Source organism: Pseudomonas izuensis (assembly GCF_009861505.1).
Classification (GTDB): Bacteria; Pseudomonadota; Gammaproteobacteria; order Pseudomonadales; family Pseudomonadaceae; genus Aquipseudomonas; species Aquipseudomonas izuensis.
In genome coordinates, this window is sequence record NZ_WTFT01000004.1 from 21,844 (window position 1) to 46,299 (window position 24,456).

Sequence of the window (24,456 nt, forward strand, 5' to 3'; positions counted from 1 at the left end):
GCCAGACTCCAATCAGAAACCTAACAAACAGATAAAGCTTCGCTGGCAAGCCAGCTCCTACAGGGTCTGTGTCGAGGCACATAACTTTGTAGGAGCTGGCTTGCCAGCGAAAGGGCCCATCAGTCAAACGTAATACCCTGGGCCAATGGCAATTCCAGCGAGTAGTTCACGGTATTGGTCTGACGGCGCATGTAACCGCGCCATGCGTCGGAGCCGGACTCGCGACCGCCGCCGGTTTCCTTTTCGCCACCGAACGCGCCACCGATTTCGGCACCGCTTGGGCCGATATTGACGTTGGCGATGCCGCAATCGCTACCCACAGCCGACATGAACTGCTCGGCCTCACGCACATCGGTGGTGAAGATGCAGGACGACAAGCCTTGTGGCACAGCGTTGTTCAAGCGCAGCGCTTCGTTGAAATCGCTGTAACCCACCACGTAGAGGATCGGCGCAAAGGTCTCGTGGCAGACCACATCGCTCTGCTCCGGCATTTCGACGATGGCAGGCGAGACGTAATAGGCATTCGGAAATTTATCTTCCAGCTGACGCTCACCGCCAAACACCCGGCCGCCTTCGCTCAACGCCTGCTCCAGCGCATCCTGCATGTTGTCGAAGCTTTGTTTGTCGATCAGCGGGCCGACCAGGTTGCCTTCCAGCGGATGGCCGATGCGCACCTTGGAGTAAGCAGCTTTCAGGCGGGTGACGATCTCTTCCTTGACCGATTCGTGGGCAATCAGGCGACGCAATGTGGTGCAACGTTGACCGGCGGTGCCGACGGCGCTGAACAGGATGGCGCGAACAGCCATGTCCAGGTCGGCGCTTGGGCCGAGGATCATCGCGTTGTTACCGCCCAGTTCCAGGATGCTGCGGGCGAAGCGTGCAGCGATTTTCGGCGCCACTTCGCGGCCCATGCGGGTGCTGCCGGTGGCGCTGACCAGTGCGACACGCGGGTCATCGACCAACGCTTCGCCAGCGTCGCGGCCGCCGATGATCACCTGGCTGAGGTGCGCAGGCGCATCGCTGAAATTTTTCAGCACGCGGTCGAACAGTGCCTGGCAGGCCAGTGCGGTCAGCGGGGTTTTTTCCGACGGCTTCCAGATCACCGGGTTGCCGCAGACCAGCGCCAGCGTGGCGTTCCAGGCCCAGACCGCCACAGGGAAGTTGAAAGCGCTGATCACGCCGACGACGCCCAGCGGGTGCCAGGTTTCACGCATGTGGTGGCCAGGACGCTCAGAGGCGATGGTCAAACCGTACAACTGACGGGACAGGCCGACGGCGAAGTCGCAGATGTCGATCATTTCCTGAACTTCACCCAGGCCTTCCTGGGTGATCTTGCCGGCTTCCCAAGACACCAACTCGCCGAGATCGGCCTTGTATTCACGCAAGATGTCGCCCAGTTGACGCACCAGTTCGCCACGGCGTGGTGCCGGAACCTTGCGCCACAGTTCGAACGCATGATCTGCGCGACTGATGTGCTGCTCGACTTCAGCGGCACCTTCCCAGTTCACGGCGGCGATGCGACTGCCGTCGATGGGCGAATGCACCGGCACTTTGCCGTTCTGGTACAGGGCCGGGTTCACACCAAGACGATCAAGCAATGCGGCAACCATGGGTCACTCCTCAAGCAAAAAACGGTACGTGTGCAGCCGCGCGATCACGGCTGATCAGACCTGTAGTTTTAGCGCCCCGGAGGTTACTCAACAAACGACCTTTAAGAGAGATATCATTCCGTTTATTCATGCTGTGCATTGCTGGCAATAAAGAGACAAGAACAAAGGACCGCCCATGCTGAACAAACGCTATTTGCCATCGATCGCTGCCTTGCAGTGTTTCGAAGCCGTGACCCGGCATCTGAGCTTCACCCGGGCCGCCGAAGAGTTGAACCTGACCCAGAGTGCTGTCAGCAAACAGGTCGCGCAACTCGAAGAGCTGTTACAGCATCTGTTGTTTCGCCGGGTACGCCGACGCCTGCAAATGACACCCGCGGGCGATTTATACCTGGTCGAGGTACGAAAAATCCTCACGCAGGTCGAGATGTCGACCCATTACCTGCGCTCCTACGGCGGTGAAACAGAAGTCCTGCGCGTCTCCACACCCCCGACTTTCGGTGCGCGCTGGCTGGTACCACGCCTGAAAGGCTGGCGGCTGCGCCATCCGTCGATTCATCTGGACCTGTGCAGCGAGCAGGAAGCCGATGATCTGCTGCAAGGTCGCAGCGACCTGGCGTTCTATTTCGGCCAGGGCTCACGTCCCGGCACGGAATGCCTGAAGCTGTTCGGTGAGGAGCTGGTACCGGTGTGCGCCCCCGGCAGCCTGCCCGCCGAGCCCTTCACCGACCCAACGCAACTCACCGACCTGGTCCTGTTGCAAAACGCCTCCCGTCCCCAGGCTTGGCATGACTGGTTCGACAACCAGGGCTATCACACTGAGCACAGCTACCACGGACCGCGCTTCGAAACCTTCTATATGTGCATCCGCGCCGCGCAAGTCGGCTGCGGCGTGGCGTTACTGCCACGGTTTCTGGTGGAAGAGGAATTGGCGGACGGCAAGCTGATCATTCCCTGGCAGCATGCAATGCCCAGCACCGATGCGTATTACCTGGCGTACCCGGAGCATTCGGCGGAAGTGCCAAAAGTGCGGGACTTTGTGAAGTGGATGCTGGAGCAGGTCGACAGCCCTGCAGCGACCTGATGGGTACCTTCGCTCCGTAGGAGCTGGCTTGCCAGCGAATAGGCCAGCACATTCAACATCCAGGTTGACTGGCCTGACGCTTTCGCTGGCAAGCCAGCTCCTACAGAGGCCCGATGTCGTCTAAAAAATGCTGGTAATCCCTGTCCCTGATATGCGCCACTAGCGCCATTGATAGATACCGCGCAATGCCTGGAGATTCCCGTTATGAGCGAGAGTGTGTTTGCCGATCGCATCGTGCAGAACCTGCTCGACACCGACTTCTACAAACTGACGATGATGCAGGCGGTGCTGCACAACTACCCGAACGTGGAAGTCGAATGGGAGTTTCGTTGCCGCAACAGCGAGGATCTGCGTCCGTACTTGGCGGAGATCCGTTTCCAGATCGAGCGCCTGGCGGAGTTGAGCCTGAGCGCGGACCAGTTGAGTTTTCTGGAGCGCATCAGCTTCCTGAAGCCGGACTTCCTGCGTTTTCTCGGGTTGTTCCGCTTCAACCTGCGCTACATCCACACCGGCATCGAAAACGGTGAATTGTTTATCCGCCTGCGGGGCCCCTGGTTGCACGTGATCCTGTTCGAAGTGCCGATACTGGCGATCGTCAGCGAAGTGCGTAACCGCTATCGCTACCGGGAAATCGTCCTGGAACAGGCCCGCGAACAGCTGTATCGCAAGTTTGACTGGCTGACGGCCAACGCCTCGGCCGACGAACTGTCAGAGTTGCAAGTCGCCGATTTTGGTACCCGCCGTCGTTTCTCGTACCGCGTGCAGGAAGAAGTGGTGAACGTGCTCAAGCACGATTTCCCTGGGCGTTTCGTCGGCACCAGCAACGTGCACCTGTCCCGGGAACTGGACATGAAACCGCTGGGCACCATGGCCCACGAATGGATCATGGCTCATCAGCAGCTCGGCCCACGGCTGATCGACAGCCAGATCGCCGCCCTCGACTGCTGGGTCCGCGAATATCGCGGCTTGCTGGGGATCGCCCTGACCGATTGCATCACAATGGATGCCTTCCTCGGCGATTTCGATCTGTTTTTCGCCAAGCTTTTTGACGGATTGCGCCACGACTCGGGCGATCCGGTGGTCTGGGCGGAAAAAGCCATCGCGCACTATCACCAGCTCGGCATCGACCCGATGAGCAAGACGCTGACCTTCTCCGACAGCCTGACCCTGCCCAAATCCCTGGAAATATTCCGGGCGCTGCGTGGTCGGATCAATGTGAGTTTCGGTATCGGCACCAACCTGACCTGTGACATTCCGGGTGTCGAACCGATGAGCATCGTGCTTAAAATGACCGCCTGCAACGGCGCGCCGGTGGCGAAGATCTCCGACGAGCCTGGCAAGACTCACTGCAAAGACCCGAATTTCGTCGCCTATTTGCGACACGTTTTCCAAGTACCTGCCCCATCAAGCCAACCTGGCAAGGAGTGAATTCATGCAAGCCGTACAGCGTGAGATTGCTGAGCAGCTCAAGGTCCAACCGCCGTTCGCCGACGAGGCCGCCCTTGAGGCAGAAGTCGCCCGGCGGATTACCTTCATCCAGGACTGCCTGGTCAATTCCGGGCTCAAGACCCTGGTGCTGGGCATCAGCGGTGGTGTCGATTCCCTGACCGCCGGCCTGCTGGCCCAGCGCGCCATGCGTGAACTGCGTGAGCGCACGGGTGACGGCAACTACAAATTCATCGCCGTGCGCCTGCCGTACGAGACCCAGTTCGATGAACACGATGCCCAGGCGTCGGTGGACTTCATCAAGCCGGACGAACGTCACACGGTGAATATCGGTCCGGCGGTCAAGTCGCTGGCCAACGAAGTGGCGGCGTTCGAAGGCAAGCACGCAGTCTCGGTGGATTTTGTGCTCGGCAACACCAAGGCGCGGATGCGCATGGTCGCCCAGTACACCATCGCCGGTGCAGCGCACGGACTGGTGATTGGCACCGACCACGCAGCGGAAGCCGTCATGGGTTTCTTCACCAAGTTCGGTGATGGCGCTTGCGACCTGGCACCGCTCAGCGGCCTGGTGAAAAACCAGGTCCGCGCCATTGCCCGCAGTTTCGGCGCGCCGGAATCGCTGGTGGAAAAAGTCCCGACCGCCGACCTTGAAGACCTGTCTCCCGGCAAACCGGACGAAGCGTCCCACGGTGTCACCTACGCCGAGATCGACGCCTTCCTGCACGGCAACCCGGTGCGAGAGGAAGCGTTCAAGATCATTTGCAACACGTACAACAAGACCCATCACAAGCGTGTGATGCCGTTTACGCCTTGAGGCGTGAGCGAATGAAAAAGCCCGCTGAGGAGTGATTCTCAGCGGGCTTTTCTTTGACCATTGCATTCATTGATGCTGATGGCCCCTTCGCGAGCAGGCTCGCTCCCACATTGACGGCGCTAAACCTGTGGGAGCGAGCCTGCTCGCGAAGAACGATAACGCGGTGAGCCTGCTTACTTCAGGGTCACAGTGCCTTTCATCATCGAGATGTGGCCCGGGAACGAGCAGAAGAAACCGTATTTTTCATTGGCATCGAGCTTCGACACGTCGAAGGTCACCGAGTCGGTTTCATTGGCGCCGATGACCTTGGTGTGCGCGATGATGCGGGCATCGCCTTCTTTCAGGTAGTTCTTGTCGATACCGGCACTCAGGCCGTCGGTGGCGATTGGCTGCATGTCGGCTTCTTTGCTCAGCACCCAATTATGGCCCATGACGTTTTTCGGCAGGCTGCCTGAGTGGGTCAGTTCGACGGTGAACGTCTTGCAGCTCTTGTCGATTTCAATGGCCTTGGTGTTGAAGGACATTTGGTCTGTGGAGTCAACGGTGACTTTGCACTCCGCAGCCATCAATTGGCTGCTGGCCAGCGTCAACAGGGATACCGCAACAAGTTTGGCAAACATGGTGAATCTCCAAGGCAGGGTTAGTGAAAAATGCGAATGAACAGAAGACTGCCTGAAAACTTCGCAAGTTCATATGACTTGAATCAAAAATTGTATACAACTTTTGGGCTATGACACTGATCGAAACAATCTACCAGCCAAGCGTCTGGCCCGGGCCTATGATCGATCCATCATTACTCAATGGAGCGTCTGACATGTCCCTCAATAGCCTGTTGTGCAGCTTGCTTGCCGCCTATGCCTGCGGCGCCAGTGGTACGTACGAAACGTCCAAGCGGGAAGTTTAGCCCTTGGAGCGCTGCGCGCCTGCCTTTACTCTGTGGTCCTGATCGACCATGGAGGAAGGCATGTCTTTAGCATCCGTATGTGTATTTTGTGGTGCCAGCACCGGCACCCACCCGGCTTATCGTGAAGCAGCCGTGGCCCTCGGCCGGGCATTGGCCGAGCGCAAGCTGACGCTGGTCTATGGCGGCGGTGCCGTGGGCCTGATGGGCATCGTGGCCGACGCCGCCCTGGCGGCCGGCGGTGAAGTGATCGGCATCATCCCGCAAAGCCTCAAGGACAAGGAAATCGGCCACAGCGGCCTGACTCGCCTGGAAGTGGTCGACGGCATGCATGCACGCAAGGCGCGGATGGCCGAACTCAGCGATGCCTTCATCGCCCTGCCCGGCGGCTTGGGCACGCTGGAAGAACTGTTCGAAGTCTGGACCTGGGGCCAATTGGGCTACCACGGCAAGCCGCTGGGATTGCTGGAAGTGAACGGTTTCTACAGCAAACTCACCGGTTTTCTCGATCACATCGTCGGCGAAGGCTTCGTTCGCGGGGCACACCGTGACATGCTGCAATTGAGCGAATCGCCACAGACGCTGCTCGACGCCCTCGATAGCTGGCAACCGACCGTACCGCCAAAGTGGGTCGAGCAAAAACCCGACTAACGACTCGGCACCGATACAGGGCAGAATACGCGCCGCTCAACCTCACCTTCGACCCCAGAGGATCGCCCATGGCTAAACCCAATTATTCCTTCGCCAAACGTCAGCGTGACTTGGCCAAGGAGCAGAAGAAAGAGGAAAAGCTTCAGCGCAAGAAAGCGATGGCTGAAGACGCGACGCTGAACCCGGACGGTGACGTCGCGACAGAAGATGATGTTGAAGCACCGAAAGACCAGGCGCCCGACGCCTGAGACCCTCCGGGCCGGATGATTCAATTTCAGGCCCACCGGATCTGTGTCCAGGGTTGGCAGCCTTGCTGCCGGCCCTCACAGGTCGATCTGAAATACCCCATTCCAATACATTGCACATCTCCCCTGTAGGAGCGAGCCTGCTCGCGATGAACCGGAGAGCGCCACGGGGTGCCAGGCTACCAGCGTAATCGTTGACGACCATCGCGAGCAGGCTCGCTCCTACAGGGGATCGGTGTTAATCCAGTGGCATGACGGTGACGCGAACTTCCGGGTCATGATTGCCACCCCCCAGAATCACCCCGCGCAGCGGCGACACATCAGAAAAATCCCGCCCCCAGGCCAAGGTAATGTGCTCCAGTGCCGGCTGCACATTGTTGGTCGGATCGAAATCTACCCAACCCAGCACCGGGCAATACACCGACACCCAGGCATGGGAAGCATCGGCGCCAATCAGGCGTGACTGACCGGGTGGTGGCTGGGTCAGCAAATAGCCGCTGATGTAGCGGGCGGCCAGGCCCCGGGATCGCACGCAAGCAAGCATCAAGTGGGCGAAGTCCTGACAGACCCCGCGCCGACGCTCCAGCACTTCCACCAACGGCGTTGCCACCTGGGTCGCTTCGGCGTCGAAGGTGAATTCGCTGAAGATTTTCTCCATCAGCGCCTGCACACCCCGCAGCAGCGGACGGCCTGCCGGAAAGCAGCTGTCTGAAAATTCGACGAAATTGCGCTTCAAGTGCACGTAGGGCGATTGAAACCGATAACGGCAAGCTTCGAGCAACTCAGGCGAAAGTGGCTGGCTGCTGTAAGTCAGCGCGTTGCGGGTTTCTTCCCAGGCTGGCGACAGATTGAAATCCAGCGCAGGCCGGGGCAGCACTTCGATCGTGAGGCTGGCGTTGACCAGCAATTCATCATGAGGGCGCTCGAACGCCAACCGGGTCTGCGGGTTACCGAAGACATCCAGTTCATCACGGCGCGACGTCGGGTCCGGACTGATCTGCAACTGCTGCTCGGTACAACGTTGCCAACCGCAGACCCGTGGCCACAGGTGCGCCAGCTGCTGGGCCAGGGATACAGGGCTGTCGTAGTGATAATGGGTGTCGTGGAAAATCTGGTATCGGGCATTCATCAGACGGACACCGTGCGCTGGCTGACATCATCGACATGGGCAAAATGACGTAAGGCCAGGCGATCGGACACGTGCCCGCTGGCATCGGCGATTTCTTGCAATAGGTCGGCCAGCCCTTCGAGCGCCGCGCGTACGCTGGCCTCGCCGAACAGCGGGTTCTCCAGACAACCCAGATCGAAACGCGCCAGTCGCTCCACCCATTGCGCCAGCCCCGCTTCTCGCGGGGCAGCAAAGTCGTCGTTCAGGCGCTTGAGGGTACGGTGCACCAGTTTCAACTGAAACAACACGGCGTGAGGGTTCTGCTCGTCGAGCAGCAACAGGTCGAGCACCGGGATCAACTGTGCCACTGCCAGATAACGCGAACGGTAGGTGATGCTGCTGTTGCCCAGCTCCAGCAGCCATTCGAGACCAGCCTGATCGAACGCTCCGGCGCCACGCAGAAACGCCGCCAGGCTGCCACTGAGAAATTGCAGGCGCTCGATCCGCCGACCAATCATCAGGAAGCGCCAGCCTTCGTCCCGGGTCATGTCGTCGAGGGCAAAACCGGACAACGCCGCCAGGGACATCACCAGCCGGTTGAGAAAATCCAGCAGCTCGCCGAAGTCCGGTTCATCGGTTTCCAGCTCCATGGCTTCGCGCTGCAACTCCACCAGCGCCTGCCAGTTTTCCCGCGAGAGCTTGCCGCGCACCTGCGAAGCCGCCCACTGCAACCGCTGCAGGTTGGAACGCAGGCTGAACGGCCAATCATCGCCGAGTATCGCCGCCAGCAAACGCTCCGGCAGCTCACCTTCATCGGGCAACAGCATCAGCCGTTCGCCAAGATCGACGGCTGCCTGCAGGGCCTGCGGGTCATCGCCGTCCACGTATCGCGCCAGCATGATGCGCAACAATCGCGCACTGTCATCGCAACGCTCGCAGTAACGACCGAACCAGAACAGGTTTTCCACCACCCGCGACGGTAGATAGGGATCGCGTCGCACCAGATCATGCACGCCGATATTGCGCTGGGTTTTCCATTGTTCGCCGCTGGGCGGGCGATCGCCCAGTACCCAGGTGTCCTTGCTCGCACCGCCACGCTGCATCGACACCACTTCGGCATCGGCCTCGGCGGCCACCCGGGTCAATCCGCCGGGCAATATCCGATAACCATCGCGGCTGGCCACCGCATACATGCGCAGGCCAATGGCCCGGGGTTGTAACTGACCACCATCGGCCTGCCAGACTGGCGCCTGGGATAACTGCGCCAATTCTTGCGCAACATAGGCGTAAGGCCGTGCCTGCATGCGCTCGACAAGCTCTTGGCGCTGTTTTTCACTCAAGTCACGGCCAAAGACCGGGGTAAAACTCTGGGACGGGAACGCCGGTTTGATCAGCAACTCCGGCAGTTTCTCCAACGCCTGCGCGAGTACCGGAGCTTCGCCGCACCACCAGGTGGCGATGGACGGCAGAATCAGGTCTTCACCGAACAGGAACTGACTGATCTTCGGCAGGAAACCCAGCAAGCCTGGCGATTCGAGCACGCCACTGCCGAGGGCATTGGCCACCAGGACCCGCCCTTGTCGCACAGCTTCAAGCAAGCCCGGTACGCCCAATGCCGAATCGGTACGCAGTTCCAGTGGGTCACAGAAATCGTCGTCGAGACGGCGCATGATCGCGTGCACCCGGCGCAGGCCACTCAGGGTTTTCAGGTAAACCGTGGCATCGCGCACTGTCAGGTCGCCGCCTTCGACCAGCGGATAACCGAGTTGGCGAGCGAGGTACAGGTGTTCGAAATAACTCTCGTTGAACCGCCCCGGCGTCAACAACACAACCAATGGCACCTCTTCATCGCTGGGTGCCTGGCGGGCCAGGGTTTCCTGAAGCGTGCGGAAGAAACCGGCCAGATGCTGCACTTTCAGATCGCGGTACAACTCGGGGAACGCCCGGGAAACGATGGTGCGGTTTTCCAGCGCATAGCCTGCACCGGACGGCGCTTGAGTCCGGTCCGCCGTGACCCACCAACGGCCATCGGGAGTGCGCGCCAGATCCACGGCATACAGATGTAGAAAGGCGCCGTCAGGCGGTTTGATGCCCTGGCAGGGCCAGAGGAAGTTGTTGTGGCCGAACACCAGTTCGGCCGGCAGCAAACCTTCGGCAATCAGGCGTTGCGGCCCGTACAGGTCGGCCAGAACGGCATTGAGCAATCGGGCGCGCTGGGCGATGCCGGCCGACAACTGTTGCCACTCGTCAGCGGCAATCACATGGGGCAGCAGGTCCAGTTCCCATGGCCGATCGGCGCCCTTGGGATCCGCGTAAACGTTATAGGTGACGCCGTTTTCCTGGATCTGCCGGGTGAGCAGTGCCTGACGCTGCGCCAGTTGCGCTGGTGTGCTGCGCTGCAATTGGTCGAACAATCGGCGCCAGTGCGGACGTACCGCCCCGCTGTCGTCGAGCAGTTCGTGATAGGTGCCCGCTGTCAGCGGGTAGCGGTCTAGCAAGTCAGGCATGGAAAGCTCGGCAGACAGCATGGAACGGTCAGACTAACGCAGGCTCATGACGCCCGGATAGACGAAAAACCCGGGCGTCGCGTACGGTTTAGAAACGTCGTAAATCGAGCGTCATCGGCAGCTCGTCATTGATTTCCAGAGTCGGTATGGGAAGTTTCCCTGGCGTGTGTCCGATGCGGAAGAAACGCGCCATGCGCCGGCTCTCGGCTTCATTGGCATTGACCGGCAAGGTCTCGTAGTTGCGCCCGCCCGGGTGCGCGACGTGATACTGGCAACCGCCCAGCGACCGCCCCATCCAGGTGTCGAGCAGATCGAACACCAGTGGTGCATGCACCGGGATGGTCGGTTGCAGACAGTTCGCCGGTTGCCAGGCGCGGAATCGCACGCCTGCGACGAATTCACCTACACGCCCGGTAGGCTGCAATGGCACCGGGATGCCGTTGCAGGTCAGCACATAACGCTGGGGCGGCAGGCCGGTGAGTTTGACCTGCAGGCGTTCCAGGGATGAATCCACATAACGCACCGTGCCACCGACCGCGCCCTCCTCGCCCAGCACATGCCACGGTTCGAGTGCCTGGCGCAACTCAAGGGCGATGCCACTGACGGCGTAGTCGCCGACCTTGGGAAAGCGGAACTCCAGATGCGCCGCAAACCATTCGGCCCGTAGCGGATAACCGGCTGCATTGAGGTCGACGATGACGTCGGCGAAATCCTGCTCGATAAAGTGAGGTAACAAGAACCGGTCATGCAACTCGGTGCCCCAGCGCGTCAGTTTTGGCGGTGCGTAAGGTTCGCGCCAGAACCGTGCGACTAACGCTCGCAGCAACAATTGCTGGGCCAGGCTCATGCGCGCATGGGGTGGCATTTCAAAAGCACGCAACTCCAGCAAACCGAGTCGCCCCGTCGCGCCGTCTGGTGAATACAGTTTGTCGATGCAGAATTCCGCACGGTGCGTGTTGCCAGTGACATCGATCAGCAGGTTACGCAACAGTCGGTCAACCAACCACGGCGCGCACTCCTCGCCCGGTTCCGGCATCTGCGCAAAGGCGATTTCCAGCTCGTATAAAGCATCGTTGCGCGCCTCATCGACGCGAGGCGCTTGCGATGTCGGGCCGATGAACAATCCGGAAAACAGGTAGGACAGTGACGGGTGGTTATGCCAGTAGCTGATCAGGCTGCGCAGCAAATCCGGGCGGCGCAGAAAAGGTGAGTCAGCCGGTGTCACGCCACCCAGGACGAAATGGTTACCGCCTCCGGTGCCGGTGTGCCGGCCATCGATCATGAATTTCTCAGTGGTGAGGCGAGTCTGTCGTGCTTCTTCGTAGAGAAATTCAGTGCGCTCGACCAATTCATCCCAAGTCGCGGACGGCTGCACGTTAACCTCGATCACGCCAGGATCAGGGGTGATGCGCAAGTTGCTCAAGCGCGGATCGCTCGGCGGTTCATAGCCTTCCAGCAGTACCGGGCAATGCAGCTCCTCGGCGGTGGCTTCAATGGCGGCCACCAGTTCCAGGTAATCCTCGACCCGCTCCAGCGGTGGCATGAACAGGTACAACCGGCCTTCCCGCGCCTCGGCGCAGAACGCCGTACGCGTCAGCCAGTCGGCGGAGTCGTCGATTTTCGGCGTGCGTTCTTGCGCCTCGGCAGGCTCTCCATGGCTGTTCAACCGCACAGTGTCAGGCAATGGCGGGAACGCCTGATTCGGGTCCTGCGAATGAATGAACGGATACTCTGCCGCTTTCACCCAAGGCTGCGAACCGAGGGGCAGGCGATAGCCCAACGGCGAATCCCCCGGCACCAGCCGGCAATGTTCGTCGCGCAGATACCAGCGCCCGCTTTGCCACTGATCGCCCTTGGCGGTGCGCGCCAGCGGCAATACCTGACCGATGATTTTGTCCAGGCCCTGGCTGAAGACTTTGCGCAACCGCGCGCGCTCCAGCGGTTCTTCGAGACGTGAGTCTTCAGCGCTGACGTTCAGCGGTAAAGTGCCTTCGCGCCAGAGGTAATAGAAATTGTCTTCGTAGGCCGGAAATACAAAGCGTGTCGGAATTTTCAGGCGTTCAGCCACACTCGCCAGGAAGCGCCCGGCCAGCTCGCCATCGGCGCCGTAGTCCTGCCGCTCATCGGCGATCAGTGCGCTGTTATGCCAGATCGGCACACCGTCGCGGCGCCAGTAGCAGTTCAGCGACCAGCGCGGCAATTGCTCACCGGGGTACCACTTGCCCTGGCCGAAATGCACCAACCCCTGAGGCGCGTAGCGTTTACGCATGCGCTGGAACAATTCGGCGGACAGCCGACGCTTGTTCGGTCCCAGTGCCGCCGTATTCCACTCGGCGCCGTCCGGGTCATCAATGGAGACGAAGGTCGGCTCACCGCCCATGGTCAAGCGAACGTCACCTTCCAGCAGGTCGGCATCGATCTGCCGCCCCAAGGCCTGAATCGCCAGCCACTGCTCGTCGGTGTAGGGCTTTGTGACCCGTGGCGCCTCCCAAATCCGCTCCACCGACATTTCATGGCTGAATTCGCACTCGCACGGTTCCACCAGGCCGCTGATCGGTGCCGCAGAAGACGGATCTGGACTACAGGCCAGCGGAATATGCCCTTCACCCGCGAACAGCCCGGAGGTCGCATCCAGGCCAATCCAGCCCGCGCCGGGCAAGTACACCTCGCACCAGGCGTGCAGGTCGGTAAAGTCCACTTCAGTGCCCGATGGACCATCGAGGCTTTTCACATCGGCGGTCAACTGGATCAGGTAGCCCGAGACGAAGCGCGCGGCCAGTCCGAGGTTGCGCAGGAGTTGCACCAGCAGCCACGCAGAATCGCGGCACGAGCCAGAGGCCTGTTCGAGCGTGTATTCGGGGGATTGCACACCCGGCTCCATGCGAATCAGGTAGTCGACGTCTTCGCTCAGGCGCTGGTTGAGGGCGACGAGGAAATCCACGGCGGGCAGAGGCGTACGGCCAATGTTGTCCAGATAGGCCTTGAATTTCGGCGTCATGGGCAAGGTTTCCAGATACGGCGCCAACTCCTTGCGCTCGTCCGCAGCGTAGTCGAACGGGATTTTTTCTGCGTAGGGTTCGAGGAAAAAGTCGAAGGGATTGAAGATCGCCATTTCTGCCAGCAGATCGACTTCGATTCGCAACTCATCGGTTTTCTCCGGGAACACCAACCGCGCCAGGTAATTGCCCTGCGGGTCTTGTTGCCAGTTGATGAAATGCTGCTCGGGCGAGACTTTCAACGCATAGGACAGTATCCGCGTGCGGCTGTGGGCGGCCGGGCGCAGGCGAACGATCTGCGGACCGAGTTCGACGGCGCGGTCATAGCGGTAATGCGTGACATGGTGCAATGCGACATGAATCGACACGGCGTGCCTCCTGCGAGCCTTAAGCGTATTCGAAAGCGCGCAAGACTTATGCCATCCAGCGGTGCTGGCGCTTTCTCCGGTTACTGGAGGCAGTACAGCACCAAAATCGGGCGATGCAGGAAAATGGTTTGATTCGATTGCACGTAAATGTGGCGACCGCACGCAAACCGCACGCCCTGTAGGAGCTGGCTTGCCAGCGAAGCTTTTGGCGGCAATGAGGACGCCTTCGCTGGCAAGCCAGCTCCTACAATGAATCTTTCTCCAACTCCTCAACGCAAAACGCCAACCCGAAGGTTGGCGTTCTGTTCAGCTCAAGCGAGGCTTAGCGCGGTACGACCGGCTTGCGCGCGGGCTTGGGGCCCTTGCCCTTGGCCGCATCCTTGCGCTCCTTGGCCGCCTGCTGATTGCGGGCGAACGCCGCAGCCTTGGCCTGTTCACGCTTGTCCCACGGATTACCGCCATCGCTGGCACGCGGCGGCAGGCCAGTGTGCTGGGTCAGGATCTTGGTGGTCTTTTCCCCTGCCACCTTGTGGCTGCCGGCCGGCGTCGAGTTCTTGCGACGGGCACTCTGGTAGCTGTCGGTGGACGGCTGGTGCAGCGGAATCAACTGGTTCTTGCCCGGCCCGATCAGGTCGGCGCGGCCCATGCGGGTCAGTGCCTCACGCAGCATCGGCCAGCCTTTCGGGTCGTGATAGCGCAAGAACGCCTTGTGCAGACGACGCTGCTCTTCGCTCTTGACGATGGTCACCGCGTCACTCTTGTAGGTGACCTTGCGCAGCGGGTTCTTGCCCGAGTGGTACATCGCGGTGGCGGTGGCCATCGGCGACGGGTAGAACGCCTGCACCTGGTCGGCACGGAAACCGTTGCCCTTGAGCCACAGGGCCAGGTTCATCATGTCTTCGTCGGTGGTGCCCGGGTGGGCGGCGATGAAGTACGGAATCAGGTACTGCTCTTTCCCGGCTTCCTTCGAGTACTTCTCGAACATGCGCTTGAACTTGTCATAGCTGCCGATGCCCGGTTTCATCATCTGGTTGAGCGGACCTTCCTCGGTGTGTTCCGGGGCGATCTTCAGGTAGCCACCGACGTGGTGGGTCACCAGTTCCTTGACGTACTCCGGCGACTCGACTGCAAGGTCGTAGCGCAGGCCGGAAGCGATCAGGATCTTCTTCACACCCGGCAAAGCACGGGCGCTGCGATACAACTGGATCAACGACGAGTGGTCGGTGTTCAGGTTCGGACAGATGCCAGGGAACACGCAGGACGGCTTGCGGCACGCGGATTCGATCTCCGGGCTCTTGCAGGCGATGCGGTACATGTTCGCAGTCGGGCCGCCGAGGTCGGAAATGACGCCGGTAAACCCCGGGACCTTGTCGCGAATCTCTTCGATCTCGCGAATAATCGACTCTTCGGAACGGTTCTGGATGATGCGACCTTCGTGCTCGGTGATCGAGCAGAAGGTGCAGCCACCGAAGCAGCCACGCATGATGTTCACCGAGAAACGGATCATCTCGTAGGCCGGGATTTTCTCCTTGCCGTACGCCGGGTGCGGAATGCGCTGATAAGGCATGCCGAACACGTAGTCCATTTCTTCAGTGGTCATCGGAATCGGTGGCGGGTTGAACCAGACGTCCACTTCACCATGTTTCTGCACCAGCGCACGGGCGTTGCCCGGGTTGGTTTCCAGGTGCAACACGCGGTTGGCGTGGGCATACAGAACGGCGTCACCACGGACTTTTTCAACCGATGGCAGACGGATCACGGTCTTGTCGCGGGTCATCTTCGGACTGGCAAGAATCTGCACGACCTTGGCTTCTTGCGGATCTTCGACCGGACCCTTTTCCTGCTCGATGGCGCAGGCTTGAGTGTCCTGGGTATTCACGTACGGGTTGATGATCTTGTCGATCTTGCCCGGACGGTCGATGCGCGTGGAATCGACTTCGTACCAGTCTTTGGGCGTGTCGCGGCGAATGAACGCGGTGCCGCGCACATCGGTGATGTCTTCGATCTTGTGACCGTAGGACAGGCGCTGGGCGACTTCGACAATCGCACGCTCGGCGTTGCCGTAGAGCAGAATGTCGGCGCTGGCGTCGATCAGGATCGAATTACGAACCCGGTCCTGCCAGTAATCGTAGTGGGCGATGCGGCGCAGGGACGCTTCGATACCGCCAAGTACGATCGGCACGTGCTTGTAGGCTTCCTTGCAGCGCTGGCTGTAGACCAGGCTTGCGCGGTCCGGACGCTTGCCCGCCAGGCCCCCGGGGGTGTAGGCGTCATCGGAACGGATTTTCTTGTCGGCGGTGTAGCGGTTGATCATCGAATCCATGTTGCCAGCCGCGACGCCGAAGAACAGGTTCGGCTCGCCGAGCTTCATGAAATCGTCTTTGGACTGCCAGTTCGGCTGGGCAATGATCCCGACGCGGAAGCCCTGGGACTCCAGCAGCCGGCCGATGATTGCCATGCCGAACGACGGGTGATCGACGTAGGCATCACCGGTGACGATGATGATGTCGCAGGAATCCCAGCCGAGCTGATCCATCTCCTCCCTGCTCATTGGCAGGAATGGCGCTGGCCCGAAACATTCGGCCCAGTACTTGGGATAGTCAAATAACGGCTTGGCTGCTTGCATGTCGATAACCGGTGTTGGCTTTCATTGAATTTCGCGGGCGCGGAATATAGCACAAATTTTGACCAATTCCGACGGCTGTGGTCGGAAATTGGGGAGCATCTGCTATACCGCGTTATCGTTCATCGCGAGCAAGCTTTGCTCCCACAGAGGCTTGCGAGCGACCTGTGGGAGCAAAGCTTGCTCGCGATGAGGCCCTCACAGGCGCTAAACAACTTATTCGTCGTCGTCGAAGTTGTAGCTTCCCGGCGCCAGGTTCTCGAATCGGGTGTATTTACCGATGAAGGCCAACCGGATAAAGCCGATCGGTCCGTTCCGCTGCTTGCCGATGATGATCTCGGCAATGCCTTTGTGCTCGGTTTCCGGGTGATACACCTCGTCGCGGTAGACGAACATGATCACGTCGGCGTCCTGCTCGATCGCTCCGGATTCCCGCAAGTCGGAGTTCACCGGGCGTTTGTTCGGCCGCTGCTCCAGGGAACGGTTGAGCTGGGACAGTGCCACCACCGGGCAGTTGAATTCCTTGGCCAGGGCTTTCAGGGACCGGGAGATCTCGGAAATCTCGTTGGTCCGGTTGTCACCGCTGGAACCCGGAATCTGCATCAGTTGCAGGTAGTCGATCATGATCAGGCCGACGTCGCCATGCTCACGCACCAGACGCCGGGTCCGGGCGCGCATTTCCGACGGGCTGATGCCGGCGGTATCGTCGATGAACAGCTTGCGGTCGTTGAGCAGGTTGACCGCCGAGGTCAGGCGTGGCCAGTCGTCGTCTTCCAGCTGACCGGAACGGACCTTGGTCTGGTCGATGCGCCCCAGGGACGACAACATACGCATGATCAGCGATTCGCCTGGCATCTCGAGGGAGTAAACCAGGACAGCTTTCTCACTGCGCAACACGGCGTTTTCCACCAGGTTCATCGCAAAAGTGGTCTTGCCCATGGACGGACGGCCGGCGACGATGATCAGGTCGGCCGGTTGCAGGCCGCTGGTCTTCTCGTCGAGGTCGGTGTAGCCGGTGGACAGGCCGGTGATGGCGTTGTCGGTATTGAACAGGGTATCGATACGGTCGATGGCTTTGGTCAGCAGGTCATTCACACCCACCGGGCCGCCGGTTTTTGGCCGAGCCTCGGCGATCTGGAAGATCTGGCGTTCGGCTTCATCGAGAATTTCGGCAGCCGTACGACCCTCGGGGTTGAAGGCACTGTCGGCAATCTCGGTGCTGATGCCGATCAACTGGCGCAGGGTCGCCCGCTCGCGAACGATCTGCGCATAGGCCTTGATGTTGGCGACGGACGGCGTGTTTTTCGCCAGCTCGCCGAGATAACCGAGGCCACCGACTTGCGAGGTCTGACCTTCCTTGTCCAGTTGCTCGGACAGGGTCACGACGTCGATCGGCATGTTTTGATCGGCCAGCTTGGCGATCGCACGGAAAATCAGGCGGTGGTCATGTCGATAGAAATCGCCGTCGGATACTTGATCGAGCACGCGTTCCCAGGCGTTGTTGTCCAGCATCAGACCACCGAGCACAGCCTGTTCGGCTTCGATGGAATGCGGCGGCACCTTCAGCGCGGCGGTTTGCAGATCGTATTGCTCGGGAGCGGAGATTTCGTTCATGGCCACTTGGTTTTTTAGTAAAAGCAGGGGTTGAAAAACGGGCGTTACCAGAAAGACAAAGGGCACGACCTGTAAACAGGATCGTGCCCGATGTTACCGGCAAGCACCCGAGGGTGCCAGCCGACAAGTACTGCTTAAGCTGCTACCACGACAACGCGTACGGTGGCTTCAACTTCAGCGTGCAGGTGCACGGCTACGTCGAATTCACCTACGTTGCGGATAGTGCCGTTCGGCAGACGAACTTCGCTTTTTGCCACTTCAACGCCAGAGGCGGTCAGTGCATCAGCGATGTCGTGGGTGCCGATCGAACCGAACAGCTTGCCTTCGTCACCAGCGGTGGCAGTGATGGTCACTTCCAGCTCAGCCAGTTGGGCGGCACGGCTTTCAGCCGACGATTTACGGTCTGCTGCAGCTTTTTCCAGCTCAGCGCGACGCTCTTCGAACGCAGCCAGGTTGGCTGGGGTCGCGGCGGTAGCTTTGCCGTAAGGCAGCAGGTAGTTACGACCGTAACCAGCCTTAACGTTCACTTTGTCACCCAGGTTGCCCAGGTTGGTGACTTTTTCCAGAAGGATCAGTTGCATGTGAAAATCCTCTTAACTTTTAACCTTCACCGTTCGCGTTATCGGCGTCTTTCGACGCCAGACGACCGCGAAAATCAATCAGGCTGTCGACGATGGCCAGGACCACCAGCAACGGATAGATCAGCTGCATGAACAGCAACAGCGTGACGTACAACCCCACCAGCCAGAATTTGGCCAGTCGCTTTTGCGCCACCAGCCCGTGAATCAGGGCCAGCCCGGCGAAAACCAGCGGTACGCTGCACAACGGCACAAGCATGGACATCTGGGCACCGAAATTCGGTGTCACAACCATGCCCGCCAGCAGCAACATCGCGGGACCCAGCGGGATTCGGACGGCGCGAAACTCGCGACCGAAACCACCGGGGTTGTACAACAACGCCTGCCAGTAGCGCCCGACAATCAGGCTCAGCACACTGACGATTTGCAACAAGGCCGCAATCAGGCCGGTCAGGATGGGTGCAATCAGGGACGCGAAGCGCGCTTGCTCGTCTACCGACATCTTCTGGTAGACCTCACCGAGTAGCGACGGCATGACTTTGATCAAGGCCTGCGCCAGCATCTCGATCTGGGGACCAAAAGCCGTCCCCAGCACCACTGAAAACACCACTCCCATCGCTATGCTGACCAGCAGCACGCGGTTCCAGGACTCGCTTGCGCGCAAAACCAACGCAAGGCTCGCAGACCCCAGCAGCACCAGAAGCGCCCGTGGGTCGTCGGAGTAAAGCCACCAGATCAACGCCGGCAGCAGTCCCAGAGCAAGAACGCCCAGGGCGTCCTTCAATCCGCGCCGCAGGAGCACAAGGCATCCGGCGGCAGCACCCAACCAATACAACAACGGCAATGCCGCGCATCCAGCCACTACCAGAGTGGCCTGCATACGGCCCCGCATGATGAACTCAGCTAAGGCACGCATACATTCAATCCTTTGCTACGTGTCGACTGCCCGGTCTCAGCGGCCGTGGCTGTCGGTGTAGGCCAGCAGGGCCAGGAAGCGGGCGCGCTTGATAGCGGTGGCCAGCTGACGCTGATAACGAGCTTTAGTACCGGTGATGCGGCTTGGAACGATTTTGCCGGTCTCGGATACGTAGGCTTTCAGAGTGTTGAGATCTTTGTAATCGATCTCTTTCACGTCTTCAGCGGTGAAGCGGCAGAATTTACGACGACGGAAGAAACGTGCCATTTGATAGGCTCCTTAAAAGGTCCGTGGATTACTCGTCAGCGTTATCGCTGTTGTCGCTGTCATCACTGTCAACGCCTTCAGCGTCGGAGTGCTCAGGACGGTCGCGACGCTCACGGCGCTCACTGCGGTTTTCTTCAGCCTTGAGCATCTCGGATTGGCCGGTAACGGCTTCTTCGCGACGGATGACCAGGTTACGGATCACTGCATCGTTGTAGCGGAAGTTGTCTTCCAGCTCGGCCAGGGCCTTGCCGGTGCACTCAACGTTCAGCATCACGTAGTGAGCCTTGTGAACATTGTTGATTGCGTAGGCCAGTTGACGACGGCCCCAATCTTCCAGACGGTGGATTTTGCCGCCGTCTTCTTCGATCAGCTTGGTGTAACGCTCAACCATGCCGCCGACTTGCTCGCTTTGATCCGGGTGGACCAAAAAGATGATTTCGTAATGACGCATGAATGCTCCTTACGGGTTGTAGCCTGCCGCTCAAAAGCGGTCAGACAAGGAGTGAATGACACTTATGGACTTGCGTGGGTAAGGCACATGCGTGCCTGCCGTCACAGCAAGGGGCGCAATTGTAGAGAAGGGATGTGGGAGGCGCAAGGTAATTGGTGATTATTTGAACAATATCCACCACCACCTGGCCGTAGGAGCCGGCTTGCTGGCGATGGCGCACTTGAGGACGCCTTCGCTGGCAAGCCAGCTCCTACAGAGAGGGTGTTTCGATCAGGACTTTTTGGTGGTGGCTTTTGCGCCACGCTGGCGCAAGGCTTCGAACAGGCATACGCCGGTCGCCACGGAAACGTTCAGACTGCTGACGCTACCGGCCATCGGCAGGCGTACCAGGTAATCGCACAGGTCGCGGGTCAGGCGACGCATGCCGCTGCCCTCTGCACCCATGATCAGGATGGTCGGCCCGGTCAGGTCCTGGTCGTAAAGGCTGACCTCCGCCTCGCCCGCCGTACCGACAACCCACAAACCCCGCTGCTTGAGCTTTTCGAGGGTGCGCGCCAGGTTGGTCACGGCGACCAGCGGAATCACTTCCGCCGCACCGCAGGCAACCTTTCGCACGACCGGCGTCAGGGTCGCGGATTTGTCCTTCGGCACGATCACCGCCAGCGCACCCGCCGCATCGGCAGAACGCAGGCAGGCGCCGAGGTTGTGCGGATCGGTCACGCCGTCGAGCACCAGCAATAGCGGTGCACCCTCGGTGCGATCGAGCAGCTCGTCGAGCATCGCCTCACCCCAGACCTGGCTTGGACTTACGTCCGCGACCACGCCCTGATGCACGCCTTCGACCCAAGCATCCATTTCCCGGCGCTCGGCCTGACCAACCTGGACACGGTTTTCGTTGGCCAACTCGATCAACGTCTGGACGCGAGGATCACCGCGGCCTTCGGCCAGCCAGATCTGCTTGACGCGCTTGGGGTGGTGACGCAGCAATGCCTCAACTGCGTGCACACCGTAGATTTTTTCCAACTGACTCATGGCTTGGCCTTAGGTTTACGCGCCCCGCCACTTTTGGCTGGGGCCGAGCCCGCTTTTGGCGGACCTTTACGATGTTTGCTCGGTTTGGCTGGCTTGCCGCCGACAGCCTTGTCAGGCGCCGACCGTCCGGTCTTTCCCCCAGACGCCGCTTTACCGCCGCTTTTCGCGTCGGCCAGCAAGGCCTTTTTCATTTCACGGCTTTTGCGCACTTCGGCGTTTTTCGCCGCTGCATCGCTTGGACGATAGGCTTCGACAGCCTTTTCCTTTGCAGGACGACGACCGGTTTTCGCCGGAGCCGGTTCTGCCTCGGTTTTAGCCGCAGGTGCTGCTGCATCGGTGCCACGTTTTTTGCGACCAATCGGCGCGCTGATGGTTTTTTCGGCCATCTCAAAGTCAATTTTGCGCTCGTCGAGGTCGACACGCATGACACGCACTTCAACAGTATCGCCAAGACGGAAGCTGCGACCGGTACGCTCACCGGCCAGGCGATGGTGCACAGGATCGAAGTGGTAATAGTCACCCGGCAGCGCGGTGACGTGCACCAGGCCTTCGACATAGATGTCGGTCAGCTCGACGAACAGACCAAAACCGGTGACAGCCGTGATCACGCCCGGGAACGATTCGCCCACGCGGTCTTTCATGAACTCGCACTTGAGCCAGTTCACCACGTCGCGGGTCGCTTCGTCGGCACGACGCTCGCTCATCGAGCACTGCTCGCCGAGCTGCTCCAGGGCCGCTTCGTCGTACGGATAGATGCGCGCCTTCGGAATGGTCATCGCACCGGCACGGCGAACGTGCGGGGTGTCCTGCTTCGAATGGATCACGCTGCGGATCGCCCGGTGCGTAAGCAAGTCCGGATAGCGGCGGATCGGCGAAGTGAAGTGCGTGTACGCCTCGTAATTCAGGCCGAAGTGACCCTGGTTATCGGCGCTGTACACCGCCTGACTCAACGAGCGCAGCATGACGGTCTGGATCAGGTGGAAATCCGGACGATCCTTGATACCGGCCAGCAGTGCCTGGTAGTCCTTCGGCGACGGGCCATCCTTGCCTTTGTGCAGGGACAGGCCGAGCTCGCCGAGGAAGGCGCGCAATTTTTCCAGACGCTCCGGCGGCGGGCCATCGTGAACGCGGTACAGCGCAGGAATCTCGTGCTTTTTCAGGAATTCGGCAGTGGCCACGTTGGCCGCCAACATGCATTCCTCGATCAGCTTGTGCGCATCGTTGCGCACGGTCGGCCGGATTTCGGCGATCTTGCGCTCGGAGCCGAAGATGATCCGGGTTTCCTGGGTTTCGAAATCGATCGCGCCACGCACATGACGGGCGGCCAGCAGCACTTTGTACAGCGCGTACAACTGCTTGAGGTGCGGCACGACGTCGGTGTACTCACCACGCAGCTTGCGAGCTTCGGTGGCTTTCGGCGTTTCGAGCATGGCACTGACCTTGTTGTAGGTCAGACGCGCATGGGAGTGAATCACCGCTTCGTAGAAGCAGTAGTCAGTCATTTCGCCGGATTTTGAGATGGTCATCTCGCAAACCATGGCCAGGCGATCGACTTGTGGGTTCAGCGAGCACAACCCATTGGACAATTGCTCGGGCAGCATCGGGATCACGCGCTCGGGGAAGTACACCGAGTTGCCGCGAACCTGTGCCTCGGCATCCAGTGCCGAACCGAGTTTCACGTAGCTGGAGACGTCGGCAATCGCCACGTACAACTTCCAGCCGCCGGAGAACAGGCGCAGCTTGCCCGGCCGGGCTTCGCAGTAGACTGCGTCATCGAAGTCGCGGGCGTCTTCGCCGTCAATGGTGACGAACGGCAGGTGACGCAGGTCGATGCGCTTCTCTTTGTCTTTCTCTTCGACTTCCGGCTTGAGCTTGCCGGCTTCCTTGAGCACGGCTTCAGGCCAGACGTGAGGAATGTCGTAGGTGCGCAGGGCAACATCGATTTCCATGCCCGGCGCCATGTAGTTACCCACAACCTCAACCACGTCGCCTTGCGGCTGGAAGCGTGGTGTCGGCCAGTGGGTAATCTTCACTTCGACAAACTGGCCGATCTGGGCGTTGGCGTTACGGCCCGGCGTCACCAGCACTTCCTGCTGGATCTTCGGGTTGTCGGCAACGACGAAACCGATACCGCCTTCTTCGAAGTAACGACCGACGATGCTCTCGTGAGCGCGGGATACGACTTCGACAATCATGCCTTCGCGGCGACCGCGACGGTCCAGGCCGGAAACACGGGCCAGGGCACGGTCACCGTCGAACACCAGGCGCATTTGCGCCGGGCTCATGAACAGGTCGTCACTGCCGTCGTCCGGCACCAGGAAGCCGAAACCGTCACGGTGACCGCTGATGCGACCCAGGATCAGGTCGAGCTTGTCCACCGGCGCATACGTGCCACGACGGGTATAAATGAGTTGAGCATCGCGCTCCATGGCGCGCAGGCGGCGACGCAGGGCTTCGATCTGGTCTTCTGTGGTCAGGCCAAACTCTTCGACCAATTGCTCGCGGTTAGCAGGCGAACCTCGATCAGCAAGATGCTGAAGGATCAGTTCGCGGCTAGGAATGGGGTTTTCATATTTTTCCGCTTCACGAGCGGCCTCGGGATCGAGGGACTGCCAATCGGCCATTAGAGAGTTTTCACCTTGTCTATATGCGGGTTAGTTTGGCATAGGCGTAATGAAACGGGAAATTTCAGGCTAAGACGCCCCTTCTAAAGCCCTGTATCGACACTTCAAAGCTGATTTGCAGACCGCTGGTGAAATTTTTCAGGTTTTTTTGATACCGGGGGTTTACAGTTAAAAAGACGCTCCGTATAGTGCGCGCCATCGACGACGGACAACGTTGCCGATACTGCCCAGATGGTGAAATTGGTAGACACGCCAGCTTCAGGTGCTGGTGACCTTACGGTCGTGGAAGTTCGAGTCTTCTTCTGGGCACCAATTTCGAGCTTGAGATTAGAACAATTTCAAGGCTCACACAAAAACCCGCGAAAGCGGGTTTTTTGCTTTCTGGATGTCTGATTTATTAAATTTAAATCAGGGGTTTACAGATAAAAATACTCTCCGTATAGTGCGCCACATCAACAGCGGCAACGCTGAAGATGAATGCCCAGATGGTGAAATTGGTAGACACGCCAGCTTCAGGTGCTGGTGGCCTTACGGCCGTGGAAGTTCGAGTCTTCTTCTGGGCACCAATTCAAATTCACGGTTACGACCTTGAATTTCACAGAAACCCGCGAAAGCGGGTTTTTG

18 protein-coding genes and 2 tRNA genes are annotated in these 24,456 nt (G+C 59.7%); 7 read left to right on the forward strand and 13 right to left on the reverse strand.

The window, feature by feature from the left end:
- Positions 1-119: 119 nt before the first annotated feature.
- Positions 120-1,610 carry an L-piperidine-6-carboxylate dehydrogenase gene (gene amaB / locus GPL81_RS03200; protein ID WP_160105178.1) on the reverse strand — a complete coding sequence of 497 codons (1,491 nt, stop codon included), beginning with the start codon at positions 1,608-1,610 and terminating at the stop codon, positions 120-122.
- Positions 1,611-1,785: 175 nt separating this feature from the next.
- On the opposite strand from amaB, the gene GPL81_RS03205 reads away from it, so the two are divergent.
- The 3 genes from GPL81_RS03205 (at position 1,786) to nadE (ending at position 4,951) form a co-directional block, all read left to right on the forward strand.
- Positions 1,786-2,691: a LysR family transcriptional regulator gene (locus GPL81_RS03205; RefSeq protein ID WP_160105179.1), complete on the forward strand. Its 906-nt coding sequence runs from the start codon at positions 1,786-1,788 to the stop codon at positions 2,689-2,691.
- Between the two features lie 204 nt (positions 2,692-2,895).
- Complete coding sequence (gene pncB, locus GPL81_RS03210) at positions 2,896-4,119, forward strand: nicotinate phosphoribosyltransferase (protein ID WP_160105180.1); 1,224 nt, start codon at positions 2,896-2,898, stop codon at positions 4,117-4,119.
- A gap of 4 nt (positions 4,120-4,123) precedes the next feature.
- Positions 4,124-4,951, forward strand: a complete 828-nt coding sequence (nadE, locus tag GPL81_RS03215; RefSeq protein ID WP_160105181.1) for an ammonia-dependent NAD(+) synthetase — start codon at positions 4,124-4,126, stop codon at positions 4,949-4,951.
- A 173-nt stretch (positions 4,952-5,124) separates the two neighbouring features.
- Here the strand turns inward: nadE and azu are convergent, their stop codons facing one another.
- Entirely contained in the window at positions 5,125-5,571 is a 447-nt protein-coding gene (gene azu, locus GPL81_RS03220) for an azurin (RefSeq protein ID WP_160105182.1), read from the reverse strand.
- Between the two features lie 344 nt (positions 5,572-5,915).
- On the opposite strand from azu, the gene GPL81_RS03225 reads away from it, so the two are divergent.
- The gene (locus GPL81_RS03225) at positions 5,916-6,503 is read left to right on the forward strand and encodes a cytokinin riboside 5'-monophosphate phosphoribohydrolase (protein WP_160105183.1); all 588 of its coding nucleotides are present in this window, start codon (positions 5,916-5,918) and stop codon (positions 6,501-6,503) included.
- Positions 6,504-6,571: 68 nt separating this feature from the next.
- On the forward strand, positions 6,572-6,751 hold the full coding sequence (locus GPL81_RS03230) for a hypothetical protein (protein ID WP_095192115.1): 180 nt from the start codon (positions 6,572-6,574) through the stop codon (positions 6,749-6,751).
- 235 nt (positions 6,752-6,986) lie between these two features.
- Here GPL81_RS03230 and GPL81_RS03235 read toward each other — a convergent pair whose 3' ends face one another.
- The 11 genes from GPL81_RS03235 to rnr form a co-directional block, all read right to left on the reverse strand.
- Positions 6,987-7,877 carry a transglutaminase family protein gene (locus GPL81_RS03235; RefSeq protein WP_160105184.1) on the reverse strand — a complete coding sequence of 297 codons (891 nt, stop codon included), beginning with the start codon at positions 7,875-7,877 and terminating at the stop codon, positions 6,987-6,989.
- Positions 7,877-10,363 (reverse strand): circularly permuted type 2 ATP-grasp protein, encoded by a 2,487-nt coding sequence (locus GPL81_RS03240; RefSeq protein WP_160105185.1) that lies wholly within the window; start codon positions 10,361-10,363, stop codon positions 7,877-7,879. Before GPL81_RS03240 ends, GPL81_RS03235 begins: the two co-directional genes overlap by 1 nt.
- Positions 10,364-10,451: 88 nt before the next feature.
- A complete protein-coding gene (locus tag GPL81_RS03245) occupies positions 10,452-13,727 on the reverse strand; it encodes a transglutaminase family protein (RefSeq protein WP_160105186.1) in 3,276 nt (1,091 codons plus the stop codon).
- Positions 13,728-14,049: 322 nt separating this feature from the next.
- Positions 14,050-16,353 carry a YgiQ family radical SAM protein gene (locus GPL81_RS03250; protein WP_160105187.1) on the reverse strand — a complete coding sequence of 768 codons (2,304 nt, stop codon included), beginning with the start codon at positions 16,351-16,353 and terminating at the stop codon, positions 14,050-14,052.
- A gap of 213 nt (positions 16,354-16,566) precedes the next feature.
- On the reverse strand, positions 16,567-17,964 hold the full coding sequence (gene dnaB / locus GPL81_RS03255; protein WP_007982038.1) for a replicative DNA helicase: 1,398 nt from the start codon (positions 17,962-17,964) through the stop codon (positions 16,567-16,569).
- Between the two features lie 134 nt (positions 17,965-18,098).
- Positions 18,099-18,545, reverse strand: coding sequence for a 50S ribosomal protein L9 (gene rplI, locus GPL81_RS03260; RefSeq protein WP_008058981.1), 447 nt, complete (start codon positions 18,543-18,545; stop codon positions 18,099-18,101).
- Positions 18,546-18,564: 19 nt separating this feature from the next.
- Entirely contained in the window at positions 18,565-19,458 is an 894-nt protein-coding gene (locus GPL81_RS03265) for a YybS family protein (protein WP_160105188.1), read from the reverse strand.
- A gap of 36 nt (positions 19,459-19,494) precedes the next feature.
- Positions 19,495-19,725 (reverse strand): 30S ribosomal protein S18, encoded by a 231-nt coding sequence (gene rpsR / locus GPL81_RS03270; RefSeq protein WP_002551829.1) that lies wholly within the window; start codon positions 19,723-19,725, stop codon positions 19,495-19,497.
- Between the two features lie 28 nt (positions 19,726-19,753).
- Positions 19,754-20,176: a 30S ribosomal protein S6 gene (gene rpsF, locus GPL81_RS03275; RefSeq protein ID WP_007939579.1), complete on the reverse strand. Its 423-nt coding sequence runs from the start codon at positions 20,174-20,176 to the stop codon at positions 19,754-19,756.
- Positions 20,177-20,446: 270 nt separating this feature from the next.
- Positions 20,447-21,208: a 23S rRNA (guanosine(2251)-2'-O)-methyltransferase RlmB gene (gene rlmB / locus GPL81_RS03280; protein ID WP_160105189.1), complete on the reverse strand. Its 762-nt coding sequence runs from the start codon at positions 21,206-21,208 to the stop codon at positions 20,447-20,449.
- Complete coding sequence (rnr, locus tag GPL81_RS03285) at positions 21,205-23,832, reverse strand: ribonuclease R (protein ID WP_160105190.1); 2,628 nt, start codon at positions 23,830-23,832, stop codon at positions 21,205-21,207. Before rnr ends, rlmB begins: the two co-directional genes overlap by 4 nt.
- 225 nt (positions 23,833-24,057) lie before the next feature.
- Here rnr and GPL81_RS03290 point away from each other — a divergent pair.
- Positions 24,058-24,144: transfer RNA gene (locus GPL81_RS03290), tRNA-Leu, on the forward strand.
- Between the two features lie 167 nt (positions 24,145-24,311).
- Positions 24,312-24,398, forward strand: a tRNA-Leu gene (locus GPL81_RS03295).
- Positions 24,399-24,456 lie beyond the last annotated feature (58 nt).